The sequence below is a fragment of the Anaerofustis stercorihominis genome (assembly GCF_024623185.1).
Taxonomy (GTDB): Bacteria; Bacillota; Clostridia; order Eubacteriales; family Anaerofustaceae; genus Anaerofustis.
In genome coordinates this window covers 19,276-35,472 of sequence record NZ_JANJZK010000012.1, presented here as the reverse complement: position 1 = coordinate 35,472, position 16,197 = coordinate 19,276, and the positions used below count along the sequence as shown (strand labels likewise).

General features: G+C 31.3%; 15 protein-coding genes and 4 tRNA genes. 11 read left to right on the top strand and 8 right to left on the bottom strand.

From position 1 onward, the window contains the following. Window positions 1-187: 187 nt before the first annotated feature. The gene (gene glmS, locus NSA01_RS07900) at window positions 188-2,017 is read right to left on the bottom strand and encodes a glutamine--fructose-6-phosphate transaminase (isomerizing) (RefSeq protein ID WP_257480936.1); all 1,830 of its coding nucleotides are present in this window, start codon (window positions 2,015-2,017) and stop codon (window positions 188-190) included. Window positions 2,018-2,602: 585 nt separating this feature from the next. On the opposite strand from glmS, the gene NSA01_RS07895 reads away from it, so the two are divergent. The 5 genes from NSA01_RS07895 (at window position 2,603) to NSA01_RS07875 (ending at window position 6,599) form a co-directional block, all read left to right on the top strand. Beyond that, window positions 2,603-4,192 carry a VWA domain-containing protein gene (locus tag NSA01_RS07895; RefSeq protein WP_257480935.1) on the top strand — a complete coding sequence of 530 codons (1,590 nt, stop codon included), beginning with the start codon at window positions 2,603-2,605 and terminating at the stop codon, window positions 4,190-4,192. A gap of 180 nt (window positions 4,193-4,372) precedes the next feature. Beyond that, window positions 4,373-4,885: a MarR family winged helix-turn-helix transcriptional regulator gene (locus tag NSA01_RS07890; protein ID WP_257480934.1), complete on the top strand. Its 513-nt coding sequence runs from the start codon at window positions 4,373-4,375 to the stop codon at window positions 4,883-4,885. Further along, entirely contained in the window at window positions 4,794-5,780 is a 987-nt protein-coding gene (locus NSA01_RS07885; RefSeq protein WP_257480933.1) for a cation diffusion facilitator family transporter, read from the top strand. The genes NSA01_RS07890 and NSA01_RS07885 overlap by 92 nt, the downstream gene beginning before the upstream one ends. 10 nt (window positions 5,781-5,790) lie before the next feature. Then, entirely contained in the window at window positions 5,791-6,141 is a 351-nt protein-coding gene (locus NSA01_RS07880) for a metal-dependent transcriptional regulator (protein WP_257480932.1), read from the top strand. 80 nt (window positions 6,142-6,221) lie between these two features. Next, window positions 6,222-6,599, top strand: coding sequence for a DUF4186 domain-containing protein (locus NSA01_RS07875; RefSeq protein WP_257480931.1), 378 nt, complete (start codon window positions 6,222-6,224; stop codon window positions 6,597-6,599). 75 nt (window positions 6,600-6,674) lie between these two features. Here NSA01_RS07875 and NSA01_RS07870 read toward each other — a convergent pair whose 3' ends face one another. From NSA01_RS07870 to NSA01_RS07840, 7 genes are all read right to left on the bottom strand, one after another. Then, window positions 6,675-8,009 (bottom strand): MATE family efflux transporter, encoded by a 1,335-nt coding sequence (locus tag NSA01_RS07870; protein WP_257480930.1) that lies wholly within the window; start codon window positions 8,007-8,009, stop codon window positions 6,675-6,677. Beyond that, window positions 8,006-8,863, bottom strand: a complete 858-nt coding sequence (locus NSA01_RS07865) for a helix-turn-helix transcriptional regulator (protein WP_257480929.1) — start codon at window positions 8,861-8,863, stop codon at window positions 8,006-8,008. The genes NSA01_RS07870 and NSA01_RS07865 overlap by 4 nt, the downstream gene beginning before the upstream one ends. 170 nt (window positions 8,864-9,033) lie before the next feature. After that, window positions 9,034-9,264, bottom strand: coding sequence for a KH domain-containing protein (locus NSA01_RS07860; protein WP_007051039.1), 231 nt, complete (start codon window positions 9,262-9,264; stop codon window positions 9,034-9,036). A 13-nt stretch (window positions 9,265-9,277) separates the two neighbouring features. After that, the gene (gene rpsP / locus NSA01_RS07855; RefSeq protein ID WP_007051038.1) at window positions 9,278-9,520 is read right to left on the bottom strand and encodes a 30S ribosomal protein S16; all 243 of its coding nucleotides are present in this window, start codon (window positions 9,518-9,520) and stop codon (window positions 9,278-9,280) included. A 69-nt stretch (window positions 9,521-9,589) separates the two neighbouring features. After that, the gene (gene ffh / locus NSA01_RS07850; protein ID WP_257480928.1) at window positions 9,590-10,912 is read right to left on the bottom strand and encodes a signal recognition particle protein; all 1,323 of its coding nucleotides are present in this window, start codon (window positions 10,910-10,912) and stop codon (window positions 9,590-9,592) included. Between the two features lie 13 nt (window positions 10,913-10,925). Next, a complete protein-coding gene (gene ylxM / locus NSA01_RS07845) occupies window positions 10,926-11,240 on the bottom strand; it encodes a YlxM family DNA-binding protein (RefSeq protein WP_257480927.1) in 315 nt (104 codons plus the stop codon). Between the two features lie 272 nt (window positions 11,241-11,512). Then, complete coding sequence (locus tag NSA01_RS07840; protein WP_257480926.1) at window positions 11,513-12,841, bottom strand: RuBisCO large subunit C-terminal-like domain-containing protein; 1,329 nt, start codon at window positions 12,839-12,841, stop codon at window positions 11,513-11,515. 355 nt (window positions 12,842-13,196) lie between these two features. On the opposite strand from NSA01_RS07840, the gene NSA01_RS07835 reads away from it, so the two are divergent. The 6 genes from NSA01_RS07835 (at window position 13,197) to NSA01_RS07810 (ending at window position 16,197) form a co-directional block, all read left to right on the top strand. Beyond that, complete coding sequence (locus NSA01_RS07835; protein WP_257480925.1) at window positions 13,197-14,369, top strand: polysaccharide deacetylase family protein; 1,173 nt, start codon at window positions 13,197-13,199, stop codon at window positions 14,367-14,369. 96 nt (window positions 14,370-14,465) lie between these two features. After that, window positions 14,466-14,541: transfer RNA gene (locus NSA01_RS07830), tRNA-Val, on the top strand. A 6-nt stretch (window positions 14,542-14,547) separates the two neighbouring features. After that, window positions 14,548-14,622, top strand: a tRNA-Gly gene (locus NSA01_RS07825). 9 nt (window positions 14,623-14,631) lie between these two features. Then, window positions 14,632-14,705 (top strand) — tRNA-Cys (locus tag NSA01_RS07820). Between the two features lie 35 nt (window positions 14,706-14,740). Then, a tRNA-Leu gene (locus NSA01_RS07815) sits at window positions 14,741-14,829 on the top strand. 648 nt (window positions 14,830-15,477) lie between these two features. Beyond that, window positions 15,478-16,197: a hypothetical protein gene (locus tag NSA01_RS07810; protein ID WP_257480924.1), complete on the top strand. Its 720-nt coding sequence runs from the start codon at window positions 15,478-15,480 to the stop codon at window positions 16,195-16,197.

The window sequence follows — 16,197 nt, the reverse complement described above, 5'->3', positions numbered from 1 at the left end:
CAAAAAAACTCTTTAAAATAAAGAGACTGCAGCTTGTTATTTTATATGATAATAACAGTATGACAGCCTTAGGTACCCCTAAAGGGTATATGAAATACCATGAGACACGACGTTTCATATACCAGTAAAACCAAGAGAAAAATTCTCTTGGTTTTGCCTCCCATACAAATTGTTATTATTAACTTATTTATTCAACGGTAACTGATTTTGCCAAGTTTCTTGGTTTATCAACGTCACAGTTTCTTGCAACAGCAAGGTAATATGCCAATGTTTGCAGATAAACTACTGTCGGTACGACAGTTAAGTCATCAATTACATTATCAATATACATTACCTTATTCGCTTCTTTTTCGATATTTGTATTATGTTCCTTAGCGAAGCCTACTATATATGCTCCCCTAGCAACAACTTCTTTTATATTGCTCAGCATTTTTTCAAATAGAGCATCCTGAGTACAAATAGCGATAATCAAAGTTCCTTCTTCCACTAAGGCTATAGGACCATGTTTAAGTTCACCTGCCTGATACGCTTCCGAATGAACATATGAAATCTCTTTCATCTTTAGAGAACCTTCCAAAGATAAGAAATAATCAAGTCCCCTACCTAAGAAAAATACATCATGAACTTTAAAGTGATCGTAAGCTATTTTCTTTATTTCTTCTTCTTTTGCAAGTACATTTTCCACATTCTTATCAATTTCCATCAATCCTTTGGCTACTTCCTCAAAATGTTCGTCGCTTAGATTTCCGGTCAGTTTACCAAATAATAATGCAATCAAATACATACTTACAACCTGAGTAGAATACGCTTTTGTCGAAGCAACGGCAATTTCCGGACCTGCCCATGTATAAAGAACATCACTCGCTTCTCTCGAAACAGTACTTCCTACCACATTTGTAACGGCTAAAACTCTTGCACCTTGCTTACTTGCAAGTCTCATTGCGGCTAGAGTATCCGCAGTTTCACCTGACTGTGATATTGAAATAAGAAGTGTATGTTCATCAATAATAGGATTACGATATCTGAATTCGCTTGCGATATCAACTTCTACAGGAATTCTTGCATATTTTTCTATTACATTTTTACCAACGTTACCTGCATAATAAGCGGTACCGCATGCAACTATATAAATCTTGTTGATTTTATCCAAATCTTCTTTTGTAATAGTTATATCATCGAGTTTTACTTCATGTTTTTCTTCATCTAATCTTCCTCTTAAAGTATCTCTGATAGCTCTTGGCTGTTCATGAATTTCTTTAAGCATGAAATGTTCATATCCGCCTTTTTCGGCTCCCGCAGCATCCCAGTTTACTTTAAGTATCTGTTTGCCGACCTTTTTGCCTTCTTCATCGTATATTGTAACGCTATCCTTTGTAATAACAGCAATTTCATCATCGTCAAGCAGATAAATGTCTCTTGTGTGTTTAAGTACCGCAGGGATATCGCTTGCTATGAAGTTTTCTCCTTCTCCTTTACCGATTATCAAAGGACTGTCTTTTCTGACAGCTATAAGTTCATCTGGATTATCTTTACACATTACTGCAAGAGCATAAGAACCTGAGAGTTTTTTAGTTGCTTCCTTCACTGTTGAAAGCAAATCCCCGTCATATAGCTCTTCTATTAAATGAGCTGCAACCTCAGTATCAGTATCAGAAATAAATCTATACCCTTTTTCTACCAATTCTTCTTTTAAATCTATATAGTTTTCAATTATACCGTTATGAACTATAACGATTTTACCGTTATGACTTGCATGCGGATGAGAATTTATATCAGACGGTTCTCCGTGAGTAGCCCATCTTGTATGTCCTATACCTACATGCCCTTCAACATCGTTCTTTTTAAGGCTTTCTTTTAAATTATCAAGTCTGCCTTTATGTTTTCTTATATTGATCTTTCCGTCCTCGAATACTGCAATCCCGGCTGAATCATAGCCTCTGTATTCTAATTTCGCAAGTCCGTCAACCAAAATATCGCTCGCTTTTTTATCTCCTATATAACCTACTATTCCGCACATATTATATTTTCTCCTTAAGTTTTTAATTTCTTAAAGTTTAAGCTTAATTTTGTCCCAAGGATTACTCCAAGGTTTTTTTTAGCTTTAAGGAACACTTTTATCCCAAAGGGCATCCGCCGAAAACTCGATAAACCCTTTTCCTCGTCAACCTTTTAATATATATTTAGGAATTCGGTTCGGGCGCTTTAATTATAAATTCCTATTCATTAACCTCCTTATTCTAATACATTATATCAAAAGTAAAAGAAAAGTGGAACTAAATTAATCATTTTCTAATTTTCAGAAAATTACTTTAATTTAAAAAATCAAAATATAATAAAAAACCTTTACTTTTCGTAACATAAACTTTACATATTGTGACACAGTTTTACCCCTCGAAATATTACAAAAACCAAAGAAACAAGTAATGATTATAATGAAAATAGTATTAAAAGTTTTATAAAATTAAATATATATAATTTTATCACATATGTTACAAAAAGTAAACGTTATGTAACAAACCATAGTTTAAAACTTTATTAAAAATCTTCAATATCAAAAATCATCGAGACAGGAATGCTAAAAAGTGAAAGAAGGAGATTTTTAATGAAAAAAAATTTAATATCTTTTCTATTTTCTATTATTTTTCTGCTAAGTACACAAACAAGTATATTTGCAGCAGAAAATAATTATTTGAATAAAAGCAAATCCGCCGAAGAACTAAAAAACGATAAAACAATTATAACTTTATCATTGAAAGCAAATGAAGTAAAAACTTACAGTGATGTCGTATTTGTACTTGACAAATCCACGAGTACAAATGTGAGAAACGAAGCATTAAAAATGCTGCAAGAACTAAACAAAAATGCTCAAAATCACAAGATAAAAGTAGGAATAATTATTTTTAACAAACAAGCACATAATATTTTAGAATTAACAAAATTAAATAATGATAATTTAAAAACAATCGAAGAGGCAATTAATACAAAAATTTCAAGCGGCACTAATTTAGAAGCAGGAATAAGAGCTGGCAGAAAAATGCTTGATAGTGACAATAAAGTTGAAAACAAAAATAAGCATCTTGTTATTGTCAGTGACGGCGTTACATATCTATGGTCAGATGAACCTAAAACGGTTTTTAATGAAAATAATAATACGGGTGAAGAAAATATTTATTGCGGTCCGGATATAGGTCAATTAAAGAAAAATCATAAAGATATAGAATCGTATCTGGATGAACTAAAAGACTGTAAATCATGGATGAATAAATATAAAGAAAGTTATGAAACAACAATTAAAGCTTATACAGATATATATGACGGACAAACTTTATACAGATATAACCCAGATAAAAATTATAGTAAAAAATACGTTCCGGCAGAAAATAGAGAAAATAACGGTTATAGTACTGATATTGCTATGTATACAGCAGCCGAAGAGTACAAAAAGGCAGTAAATAATGGTTATGACTGTTTTTCATATGGAAGTACAGACCAATTATCAAATCATCCATATGGACTAAACTTCATGCTTGGATTATCAAGCTTAGGTGGTATTTCAAAAAAATATGATGATAATGCAAGCGGCGTTGAAGGTATGTTTGACAATGTTAAAAGTGATATACTATATACTATTGAAAAAGGTAAGATCACCGATTTGATCGGTAAAGATTTTGATTTAATATCAAATAGCTTTAAACTATATATCGGAAATAAAGAATTAAAAAGCACTATAAACGACAAACAAGAAATATGTTTTGGTGATAAAGACAAAGATGGTATATACCCTTATGTAATTGAATATATAAACAAACCGGAAAAGTTTATATTAAGTATAAATACCCCAGTTAAAAAAACTGAAAAACTGGAACTTAAATATCAAGTAAAACTTATAAACAAATCAGATAAAGAGGGAGAACATATTGCATATACAAATGAGGAGGCTTATATAGATTATACATCTACTGACGGAAAAGAAAAACAAGAATATTTTAATAAACCGCATATTAAATATATAGTAAATAAAACAAATCCTAAAAACATTGAAAATCAAAAGAAAGAGATCATAAATAAAGAAAAAACTACTAAAACACCTCAAACGGGAGATACAAATGATAATTACATTTATTCGATCATAATGCTTATAAGTTTAGCTGGTTTAGGTAGTATTTTATACAAATTAAAAAAGAGCTTCTAAGATAAAAAAATAGTACTTAAAATAAGTGCTATTTTTTTTATATGATCAATTAATACGTTAATAATAACGTATTACAAGGTACCTTAATATTTTTCTTGACAAATCAATAAGGTACCTGTATAATCTAAATATAGAAAGGTACCTTTTAAAAATTGGTACCTGATTTTAGGAGGTAATACAATGAATAGAAATCTATATGAACAATTTTCTAAAATACAATGGTTAATGCACAGATACTACCATAAAAACATGAGCAGATTTTCAGCAGTATCAGACCCTCACAGAGGACAAGGAAGAGTTTTAAAAATGCTTCAATTAAAACCTGACATATCCCAGAAGGAATTGTCATATTTACTTGATATAAGATCACAATCTCTCGGAGAGTTATTATCAAAACTGGAAAAAGGCGGATTTATTGAAAGGACCCCGTCAGAAGAAGATAAAAGAGTTATGTTAATTCACTTAACGGAAAAAGGAAAAGAAGCGGGAGAAAATCAATTTGAAATAAATGAAATATTTTCAGATTTGAGCGAAGAAGAACAAAACAATCTGGAAGACTACCTCAACAGAATAATCAAAAGAATGGAGGCATATATAAATTATGACGAAAACGATCAAAGATCAGAAAGAAACAGAAGACACTTTGAACGTCATTTTGAAAGAAGAACAAGAAGAAACGACAGAGAAAAATAACATAACCAGAACTAATGAGGCTATTAAAACCGGTGTTATTGGCATAATCGGGAATTTGATATTATTTATATTAAAACTTGGCACATCATTTTTAAGCGGAAGCATAGCAATATTATCGGAAGGAATTGATAATTTAATCGACTGCATAAGTTCAATTACCGCGGTGATAGGCTTTTATGCTTCGGAGGTGGAAGGTGAAAAGACTCACCCATACGGTCACGGGAGAATGGAGTATATAAGCGGACTTTTTATTTCAATAATAATCATGTCAACAGGGATACTATTAATGAAAAAATCCATAACAAATTTAATCGATCCCGTAAAGCCGGATATAATCCCACTTCTGTTTATAGTAAGTATTATATCAATAATAATAAAACTCGGATTGGTATTATATACAAAAAACAAAAATAAAAGCATTGAATCATCTGCTCTAAACGCAAATATAAAAAATTATTCTTCGGACATACTAGCTACATCGGCAACTCTAATATCATTTATAATCTCCCCTTTTACAACTCTTCCCGTAGACGGGATTTTAGGGCTAATTATAAGCATAATAATATTCTACAGCGGTATTCCTGCTTTCAGTGAAAATATAATATTACTGATTGGTAAAGGAGCAAATGAAGAAGATGAGAAAAAAATAGAGAGTATAATAATGAAATATCCTATTTTCGATAAACTCAAAGATTTTGAAGTCCACGATTATGGTCCGGAACATAAAATTGCTATTATTCAAATTTCATTAAAAGAAAGTTTTGATAATAAAGAATTGAAAGACGATATAAATAAAATCAAAAATGAAATTAAGAATAAGTTTAAATTTGAACCCTATATTTATGTAGATGTAGATGAAATTATAAAAATCAAAGAAAAAACATATTTAATTTAGAGAGGGAAATATGAGAAATTCTGCATGCAGATATTTGCAAAGTATTTATAAACTTAGAATAAAAAATAATAACGTACATGCTATAGATATCGCAAAATACATGAACTATTCAAAAGCAAGTGTAAGCCGTGCAGTTAAGAACTTAAAGAAAGATGAATATATTAAAGTTGATAAAGACGGAAAAATAAATCTGACTTCTAAAGGATATGAGAAGGCAAAATCAATAGAAGATAAATATTCATTTTTCTACAATAAACTTATCGGCATGGGACTTGATACAAATATCGCTGATAGCGACGCTTCAAGTTTTGCTTATAACATCAGCTGTACGACTTTCAATAAACTAAAAGAAATTTTTTAAAAGCGATAAAAATTTCGCTTTTATTTTTTAGTGATATAATTATTATAATATTATAAATTATTAAATCTTTGGAGAAAGAAATGGATAATAAGGAATATGAAACAATGAAAATAGAAAATATTCTTGAAAGGTTATCTAAATCAAAGTTCAGGACAAGTTTTCATTTAAAAAATAAAGATATGGATTATATTGATAAAAAAGGATTAGATGTAATAAATGATCATGCAAGAGACTTTATATATAAAAGATTATCCCCTGCCGTTATACCAAATGAAGGGAAACAAACCCCGACAAAAAATCATCCTGTCTTCATTGCTCAGCATGCCACTGCCACATGCTGCAGAAAATGTTTATATAAATGGCATAAAATAGAGATGAATAAAGAACTGTCAAAAGAAGAACAAGAGTATATTGTCAAGGTCATAATGAAGTGGATAAATAGAGAATATAATTATTAAAAAATCATACTAAGTATCTTTATGAAACTTAATATGATTGAGTATGATATGAATATAAATAAATTATTTAAATTCTTAAATAGTTTTAATAAAATATATGGATATAAACATGGTAATAAACTCAGATAATGGAACTGCCAGCCAAACACCGTTTACGCCAAATAGTATGGGAAGAGTAAGTAACCCTATCGTTATAAAACAAAACGTTCTTAAGAAAGAAATCATAGCAGAAACTTTCCCATTGGATAAAGCAGTAAAGATTGCGGAAGAAAAAATATTGAACCCGCAAAATAAAAAGCTAATTGGAAAAATAAAAAATCCATTTCTTGCAATATCATATACTTCACTTCCAGCTGGAGAAAATACACTTACCAGACGATCTCCAAAAAACATAGATATCATGAAAACCAATATAGATATAAAACCAATGAAAGTAATACTGCTTTTAATCAAAGTTTTTAATCTATTATGATTTTTACTCCCGTAATTAAAACTCATAATCGGAGAAACACCCATAGAAAATCCGATAAATAAAGTGGAAAGCATAAACTGTGAATAAATAATTATAGTAATGGCAGCAACTCCATTCTCTCCGAGAAGTTTCATCATTACCAAATTAAAAAGAAACGTAGTAATGGCAGTAGCAAGCTGACTTACCATTTCCGATGAACCGTTATACAAACTTTTAAATATCATATTTATATCAAATTTAGGCTTTTCAAAATATAACGTACCCTTTGAAGTCAGAAAAAATATAATTCCTATTACGGACGGGAGCACATATCCTATACCCGTTCCAAGGGCTGAACCTTTTATCCCCATATTAAAAATCACAATGAATATATAATCCAGTATCATATTCATCATTCCTGCACTGATTGATAAAATCATACCAAATCCGGGACGCCCGGCAGTAACAATTAGAGATTGGAACAAGACTTGAAGGATACCGGCAGGGGTAAATATTAGGATTATCAATAAATAATCTTTACAGTAGCTATATAAAATTTCACTTGCCCCTAAGCTCCAAATTATTTTATCTATGAAGATTATCCCTAATATGGAAATAATTATTCCTATAGTAATTCCAAAAATCACAATAAGAGAAAGGTATTCTCTCGCTTCTTTATAATCCCCCTCCCCCATTTTCGAAGCAATGATTGCACTCGAACCTGTAGCAATCATAGTCCCTATCCCTACTACAATATTTATTATGGGACAAACTATATTTATTGAACTAAGAGCATTTGTGTTCACAAACCTCGAAACAAATATAGTATCTATAATTGTATATAGCCCCATGAAAATCATCATTATTATAGTAGGAAAAGCAAATTTCAAAAGAGAAGATAAATCAAAGTCACGAGAAAGGATATTTTCACGAGAATTGGTCATATTTTCATTACTCATAAAAGTTCCTCAAACCCTTTTCTCTTAAGTATCATTTTTTGGGTGGGATAACCAAATTCCGTCAACAAGTCACTCTCTATAAACCCTAAAGCCAACAATAACTCCCTATAACCTCTGTCCGCTTTATCACCTTCTCTAAAAGTTGTAATACTTATCATTTCTCTATTTGAACTTAAGTCATTAAATATTTTGCTGATAAATGTTATTAATATCTCTCTTTTATTATATTTAGGATGAACTGCAAGAAAATCTATATTTCCTTTTTGTATACTATAAAACATTACTGCAATAGCATTATCATTATATTTAATAATAAAAGCTTCTTTATTTTGGATGTGTTCGATAAGACTTTCCATATACTGCGCTTGCTCAAATCCCGGAAACCCGTCTACCACAAGCTTTACAAGATCCATACATTTTTCAATATCATCTTTACTTACAATGTCGATATCTTCCGGCGTAAATATCTCATATTTTAAATTTATAAAATCTTTTCCAATGAAAAACCTTAGCTGAAGAGGATAGAATGATTTTCTTTCTCTGAACTTTTTTGGAGATATTTTATACATATCTTTAAAAGCATTGGAGAAAGCCTGCTGACTTTCATACCCTGAGTTCAATGCAATTTCTATTATCGGTTTATCAGTAAACACCAGAAATTCTGCAGACTCTGTCAAACGCCTTCTGTTAATATAATCATGAATAGTTACGCCTACGATATTTGAAAATAAACGATGGAGATAATATTTAGAGTAATTCATTACTTTTGATATATCATCAATACTCAAATTTTCGTATAAGTGATTTTCAATATAATCGATGATTTCATTAATTATCTTTATTTTATTTATCATGCTCTGCCTCCTTTCTTATAAAATTTTATCAAAAATAATAATCGTAGTTTTAATGGATCTTGCTGTTTTTATAAATTTTAAATCATTCATTAGTTTAAATATTCTTTAAATAATGATTTTAACATATTTTTATTAAACAAATAAAAAAACACCGACCTGCGGTGTTTTTATTATTCTTCGATGTCTAAAACAACTCTCTTTTCTTCTTTGGTTGCAGCAGCTTTTAATACGCTTCTTATAGCTTTTGCAATTCTGCCTTGTTTACCGATAACTTTGCCCATATCGTCTTTTGACACTTTGAGCTTGATTACTGTAAGATTTTCCTTTTCAACTTGTCTTACTTCAACTTCGTCGGGATTATCTACCAAAGCCTTTGCAATCGTTTCTATTAATTCAACCATATCGGTCTCCTAACTATTTTGTGATACCATTTTGTTTGAAAAGTTTAGCAACAGTATCTGTAGGTTTAGCACCTTTGTTTAACCATTCTTTTGCTTTTTCAGCATCAATTTCTACACTTTTTTCACCTACAGGTTTATAGTGTCCAAGTAAAGCAATGCTCTTGCCGTCTCTTGCTGTTCTTTCGTCTGCTACTACTATTCTGTAGTAAGGTTGTTTTTTTGCACCCATTCTTTTTAATCTGATTTTTACTGCCATGTTTTTTCTCCTTTTATTTATACTATTATGTTTTTATATATAAAGAAATTAAATTTCTTTTTGACTGTTTTACATAAACGGAAGTTTCATTCCCGGAAATTTCATCTTACCGGAATTCAGCTGCTTCATCATCTTCTTGCTTTGTTCAAAACCTGTAAGAAGTTTATTTACATCGCTTACCTTTGTTCCGCTTCCGGCTGCTATCCTCTTTCTTCTGCTTGCATTTATTATATTGGGATTTTGTCTTTCTTTAATCGTCATAGACTGGATAATAGCTTTTTGTTTAATCAAGTCTTTTTCACTTATTGCCATACCTTTAAGCTTTCCCGCTCCCGGAAGCATTGATAACAAGCCTTCTATCCCGCCCATTTTGTTCATGCTTTCCATTTGATCCAAAAAGTCTTCCAAGGTGAAAGAATTCTTTCTCATCTTTTCTTCCATCTTTTTGGCTTCTTTTTCATCATAAATGGTTTCTGCTTTTTCTATCAAAGATAAAACATCGCCCATTCCGAGTATTCTCGAAGCTACTCTATCAGGATGAAAAGGTTCAAAGTCTTCCATTTTTTCACCAAATGCAGAAAACTTTATAGGTTTCTTGGTTATATAAGTAACACTAAGGGCTGCTCCGCCTCTTGCGTCGGAATCGAGTTTAGAAAGGATAAATCCTGTTATTTCCAGACTTTCATCAAATGCTTTTGCTGCGTCAACCGCCTGCTGACCCATCAATGAATCTATAACAAATAATGTTTCGTTTGGATTTATAGCCTTTTTGACTTTTACTGCTTCTTCCATCATTTCGCTGTCCACATGCTGTCTTCCGGCTGTATCGACGATGATTATATCCGCACCGATTTTTTTTCCGTACTCAACACCCTTTTTAGCTATCTTACCCGCATCTTTTTTATCAAGTGTAAATACTTCTATGTCGAGTCCTTCACCGAGAACTTTTAACTGGTCGACAGCTGCGGCTCTATGGATATCACATGCAACAAATACTACTTTTTTATTCTTCTTATTTTTAAAGAAGTTACCCATTTTACCGATACTTGTAGTTTTACCGCTGCCCTGAACCCCTACAACCATTATTACCGTAGGTCCGTTATCGGCAAAGGTTATATCTCTGCTTTCGCCTCCGAGCAAAGTTATAAGTTCGTTATTGACTATCTTTATTACTTGCTGTCCGGGAGTTAAAGACTTTAAGACCTCTTCTCCCATACATTTTTCTTTTAAATTATTTGCAAATGTCTTAACTACTTTGTAGTTTACATCCGCTTCCAAAAGCGACATCCTGATTTCTCTCAAAGCCGCATCTATATCTTTCTCGGTAAGCTTACCTTTTCCTCTAAGTTTCTTAAAGGTTGCCTGCAGTTTATCTCCTAAAGCTTCAAACAAGGTCTATACCTCCTTATAGGTTTTCTCTTATCTCTTTTATTAATGATAAGGACTCTTTGTCTTTACTCAATTCTTCCAATCTATTTAACAGTTCAATATTTTCTTCATATTTTTTTAGTAAATTTAATTTTTCATCGTATTCCAATATTATCTTTTCAGCTCTCTTCAAAGTATCATAAACACCTTGACGAGAAATATTTAACATACTCGCAATCTCACTGAGTGAAATATCATCATCGTAATAATATTCCAATACCTTTAATTGCTTATGTGTAAGCAGAGATGAATAAATATCTATTAAATATGACATTTTAAAATACTTTTCCATACTTCTCTCCTTATACTGACTAAGAGATTATAACAAAAGAAAAACATATTGTCAAGGGTTTTTACTTGACAATTATTATTACTTTTATAAATCGACTTAATCAAAATAAATCCCCAATACTTACCTAATTTAAATATTTTTTAAATATGGAAATACTAAAAAATTAAATCAATTAAATATGTTTAAATACAAATAAACCCCCGACTTTCGTCGGGGGCAATATTTTAATTATAATATTTAGAGGTAAACATATTTTATGTTTAGTAAAACGACTATTTTTTCATGTCGAATAAATCTTCTTTTTCACCGCATCCCCAGTCATCTAAAGCGATTTGAAGATCAGGTTTATCTTTAGCATATTCTTTTAGCGGGATTCCTGCCATTGCTCCGTCGATAGCTTGTCTAAGAGCTTTTGCACCTGCTGTAGCACCGTTTCTATGTCCGTGAACAGCTCCGCCGGCAGCGATCATAACGTCTGTACCTACTTCATAAATAGTATCAGGAACTACACCTTGGTACATTCCGCCGCTTGGTGCAGGTAAACAATCTTTGATGTTATGGAATTTCATCTTAAGATCTCTGCATGTTCTTAAGTAAGAATCTCTAAGTACAGGGATCTTACCGTAGTAGTTTGTTGTGATAGCCATATCAGCACCTGCTAATCTTGCTAATTTACCCCAAAGAAGTGCTACTGCAACACCTGTGTCAGGAGAGTAAGACTGTGCAGCAGCATAGTCAGGGTGAGACATAACTGGAATCTGAATATTTGGATCTTCAGCTAATTGTCTAAGTGCAGAGAAACCTGCAGTGTATGTATTAATCATCAACGCATTAGCACCTGCGTCAATTGCTCTGTAAGCTAGATCTTTAATTTTGAAGCTGTCTTCAGTTAAGTTAACTGTGTATAGTTTCTTTTCACCTGTTTGTTCAAATGCTCTCTTACCTGCATCTGTTATAGCCTGAACTCTTTTTTCGATAGGACACCATGCAGGATCGGCAACAAGTAATTCATCATCTTTGATTACATCGATACCGCCTAGGTATGCATCATATGCCATTATACCACCTTGTTCTGGAGTCCATCCTGTATCAGGTTTGATCATAGCACATGTAAGCGGTCTTTCAGGGATATCAAGGATATCTCTTACACCTTGGATACCGAATTTAGGACCTTGGAAGTGATCTGTATATTCTTTTGGGAATTCAAGATCCAATAATTTAAGTCTGGCAGCTGAGATATTACCTATAGCTGTTGTGAAAATCATTGGGAAGTTAGTACCTATATTTTCCCATGGGAAAGCAAGTCTAACTATCATATCTCTGTATTGGATTCCTTCAGGAAGTTCCCTGTCATAAGCAGGTGTTTCATATATACCTATTACCTTAGCGGCATGTCTTTCAACTATATCATCTGTTTCAAAAGGAACATCGATCCATGTACCTGTTGCTTGTTCCGCAGCGATTGCTTCCGCGAATTTAGCAAGGTCAAGGCTCATAACATCGTTGCCTTTTCCTCTCATGTAATATGTAGCTACGATATGTTTGCTCATATCCAAACTTTCACTACATTGGAACATCATAGGGTTATACTTTTGTTTCATTTTTAAAATCCTCCTCAAAACTTAATAATGTTTAACCATCTACCCTTATTGCAAAGACGCTGTATTTGTAAAACATAATCCTGTCTTTACGCTTATATAATAACATGGTAATTATGTTTTGTCAACTAAATAATTTATATTTTACATAAATATATAAAAAATTTATTTTGCTCCACCATTTTAACATAAAAATTAAATTTTCATTAATATTATTGTAAAATGGTTTTAATTGGCAAAATTAGTGGTAATATAGTAAAGTAAACAAAATAAATATAAATTGAAAAAATGAAAATATTAGAGCTCATTACTACATATATTAATTAATAAGAGATGATAACAGAAAGGAATAAATACATTGGCAAAAAACGAAAATAAACATAATGATGAATTTGCAAATAAAGATAAAAGTTTCAAGTTTTTTATAAAAAAGAATCGATATTACTTAATAATAATAGTACTCATAATCGGAATAATAAGCATCGTTACATTTAACGTAAAACATTTCAGCAAATATACAAATACCGAAAATAATATAGCATCTAAAGATAAAACGGAATATAAAAGCATAGATTATAAAACCGTCAAGCCAAATGAAGCCGGAGACATAATGGTGATAATGTATCATAGTATAGATAATAAAGTCAAACATTTCCCATGGCACAGAAACAAAAAAGAATTTCGTAATGACTTGGAATATATGTATAAGAACGGTTATGTTTTGATATCAATGAAAGAATACTTAAGCAACGATATAAATATCCCCGCAGGGAAAACCCCTATATTACTTACATTCGATGACGGATTAAAAAGTTGTTTTTCACTTGTTAAAAACAAGGAGGGGAAACTTGTTGTAAATAATGATACGTTGATCGGTATAATGGAAGAATTTAAATCCGAACACCCTGATTTCGGTTCGGGAGGAGTGTTATATATAACGGAAAACCCATTCGACTATGATGCTTACTACAATAATAAAACCGAAGGTGATTATAAGGATAAGTTCAGAGTCCTTACAGATTTAGGATATGAAGTAGGTAACCATACTTATCATCATTACAATATGAACAACTTAAATAAAAGGGAAATAATGGAAGAAATAGGTAAAGTAAATAATCTTGTATATAAAAACAACAATAAAACAGCCACTTCTTATCTTGCATATCCATATGGAGATAAACCTAAAGAAGAAAATTTAAAAGCAGTAAAAAACGGAGAATACAAGGGCATAAAGTATAATATGCAAAGTGCCGTGCTAGCAGCTCCCGAGCCTCCATATTTTACTAATCCCGTAAACAAGGATTTTGACCCATACTATATAAGCAGAGCAATAGCAAATAAAGGTCAGCACATGGATATGTACTGGTATTTTGATTTTTACGAAAAGCATCCTGAAAAGAAATATATATCTGACGGTGATAATACAATTTTATCGATCCCTTCTACTTATAAGAAGAATATAGACAGTGAAAAAACAAAGAGCTTCAAAACGATCTATTACGATACAAAAACATATAAAACCGTAGAATGATACTTAGTATATTTACAGTAAAAATTTATTAAAAAAATACCAAATATTACTTGACATAAACCTTTTGTTATTATATAATAAATCAGCACTGTAAGTGGTCGCATAGCTCAGCTGGGAGAGCACCTGCCTTACAAGCAGGGGGTCATAGGTTCGAGCCCTATTGCGACCACCATTTTATGCGAAAGTGGCTCAGTGGTAGAGCATCGCCTTGCCAAGGCGAGGGTCGCGAGTTCGAATCTCGTCTTTCGCTCCATTTTTTTTAGGCGGCATAGCCAAGTGGTAAGGCAAGGGTCTGCAACACCCGTATCCCCAGTTCAAATCTGGGTGCCGCCTCCATTTTAAAAGTCAATAGATTAACAAAGAGATTTTATGCCGAAGTGGCGGAACTGGCAGACGCACAGGACTTAAAATCCTGCGATCCTTACCGATCGTACCGGTTCGATTCCGGTCTTCGGCACCATCCTTTTATGTTAAGACCTTTAGGTCTTTTTTTATTATTTTTATCACACTAAATACCTCATTACTATTATATTTCTAATATTACATACAGTAATCATTTTCTCATTTTCTAACAAACATCTAACAAGCACACAAAAACTCAAATAGAGCTATTTTAAATGAATACTAAAAGAAATATACATTTTCATAAAGCACATTTTAGTTTTTTTTATTTCTCTTTATAAATCAATCAAAAAAAGAGTATATAAACTCTCTCCCCTATTTTATATCAAATTAATTTATTCTCTAATTATCAAAATATAAGAATAATTATAAGTGATAAATATAACTTAAAATGCATCAATTATAAAACAATTTTATGACTTAAAACGCTACTAAAACTATAAAATAAAGTAACAAAAGTATAAAAACAAAATAATTTGTCATTTTATTTAATATATTTTAAATATTTGTAATATAAATATAAAAACAATAGCTATATTTTATTTATATTTAATATACCATAAGTGTCGCAAAATGTATACATTTTGCGACATTATATAGTTATAACCATAAAAATAAAACTATATTTACAATTCTAAAATTATTGTTAAATAACAATAAAAGCGTTTTTTAATTTACTATTATAATTTTGCTAAGGGGGATTAAAATGAAAAAAACAGTAAAAAAATCTTTGATTGTGTTACTCATATTCTCGTTATGTTTTTATTTTGGTTTATCAAGTATATTTGCTCAGACTATAAATGAAAATAATAATGAAAATGTATCAGTCAAAACAAATCAAAGTGAAGATGATGTCGGGGAAAATACAATAACTAAGTTCGGGGACTTAGATGTAAAAGAAATCATCCTAAAAGAAAAGATACCTATTGAAAATTTAGATTTACCGGACGTAGTGGATGTTTATCTTAATAATGGGAGTAATCCAACCTCACTGGATGTATCATGGGAATGTCCGGAATATGGCAAAGAAAACACTTCTTACATATTTAAACCGATTTTTGAAGATAAGTATATATTATCTAAAGAAATAAAAGAAGAAGATATCCCAACCATAGAAGTTAAAATAAATGAAGACGTAAAAAAAGAAGAAAGCAAAAATACAAAAAATACATCTGAAAAATCAAAAAAAGTACGAAGTGCAGATAACGAATATAAAATAGGTACAAGCGGAGATTATAAAGATTTCACAGAAGCTTTAAATGCTCTTCCGGATGATAATGCAGGTGATGTTATATTCAACGTCACGGATGCTTTGTATACCGGTTATGATTATAAGACGGTGGAAATCCCAACAAATAAAGGAATAACTTCTTTAACCATAAAAACGGATCTGCCGTCAGTAAAAGTCGATGAATACGATAAGTAA

Bases quoted from the DNA above. Each gene is read 5' to 3' on its own strand.
- NSA01_RS07895 (WP_257480935.1), top strand. From the start codon at position 2,603: ATGAAAAAAAATTTAATATCTTTTCTATTTTCTATTATTTTTCTGCTA.
- ylxM (WP_257480927.1), bottom strand. From the start codon at position 11,240: ATGGAAAAGTATTTTAAAATGTCATATTTAATAGATATTTATTCATCT.
- NSA01_RS07865 (WP_257480929.1), bottom strand. From the start codon at position 8,863: ATGATAAATAAAATAAAGATAATTAATGAAATCATCGATTATATTGAA.
- NSA01_RS07885 (WP_257480933.1), top strand. From the start codon at position 4,794: ATGACGAAAACGATCAAAGATCAGAAAGAAACAGAAGACACTTTGAAC.
- rpsP (WP_007051038.1), bottom strand. From the start codon at position 9,520: ATGGCAGTAAAAATCAGATTAAAAAGAATGGGTGCAAAAAAACAACCT.
- NSA01_RS07875 (WP_257480931.1), top strand. From the start codon at position 6,222: ATGGATAATAAGGAATATGAAACAATGAAAATAGAAAATATTCTTGAA.
- NSA01_RS07810 (WP_257480924.1), top strand. From the start codon at position 15,478: ATGAAAAAAACAGTAAAAAAATCTTTGATTGTGTTACTCATATTCTCG.
- NSA01_RS07840 (WP_257480926.1), bottom strand. From the start codon at position 12,841: ATGAAACAAAAGTATAACCCTATGATGTTCCAATGTAGTGAAAGTTTG.
- NSA01_RS07880 (WP_257480932.1), top strand. From the start codon at position 5,791: ATGAGAAATTCTGCATGCAGATATTTGCAAAGTATTTATAAACTTAGA.
- NSA01_RS07860 (WP_007051039.1), bottom strand. From the start codon at position 9,264: ATGGTTGAATTAATAGAAACGATTGCAAAGGCTTTGGTAGATAATCCC.
- NSA01_RS07890 (WP_257480934.1), top strand. From the start codon at position 4,373: ATGAATAGAAATCTATATGAACAATTTTCTAAAATACAATGGTTAATG.
- NSA01_RS07870 (WP_257480930.1), bottom strand. From the start codon at position 8,009: ATGAGTAATGAAAATATGACCAATTCTCGTGAAAATATCCTTTCTCGT.
- glmS (WP_257480936.1), bottom strand. From the start codon at position 2,017: ATGTGCGGAATAGTAGGTTATATAGGAGATAAAAAAGCGAGCGATATT.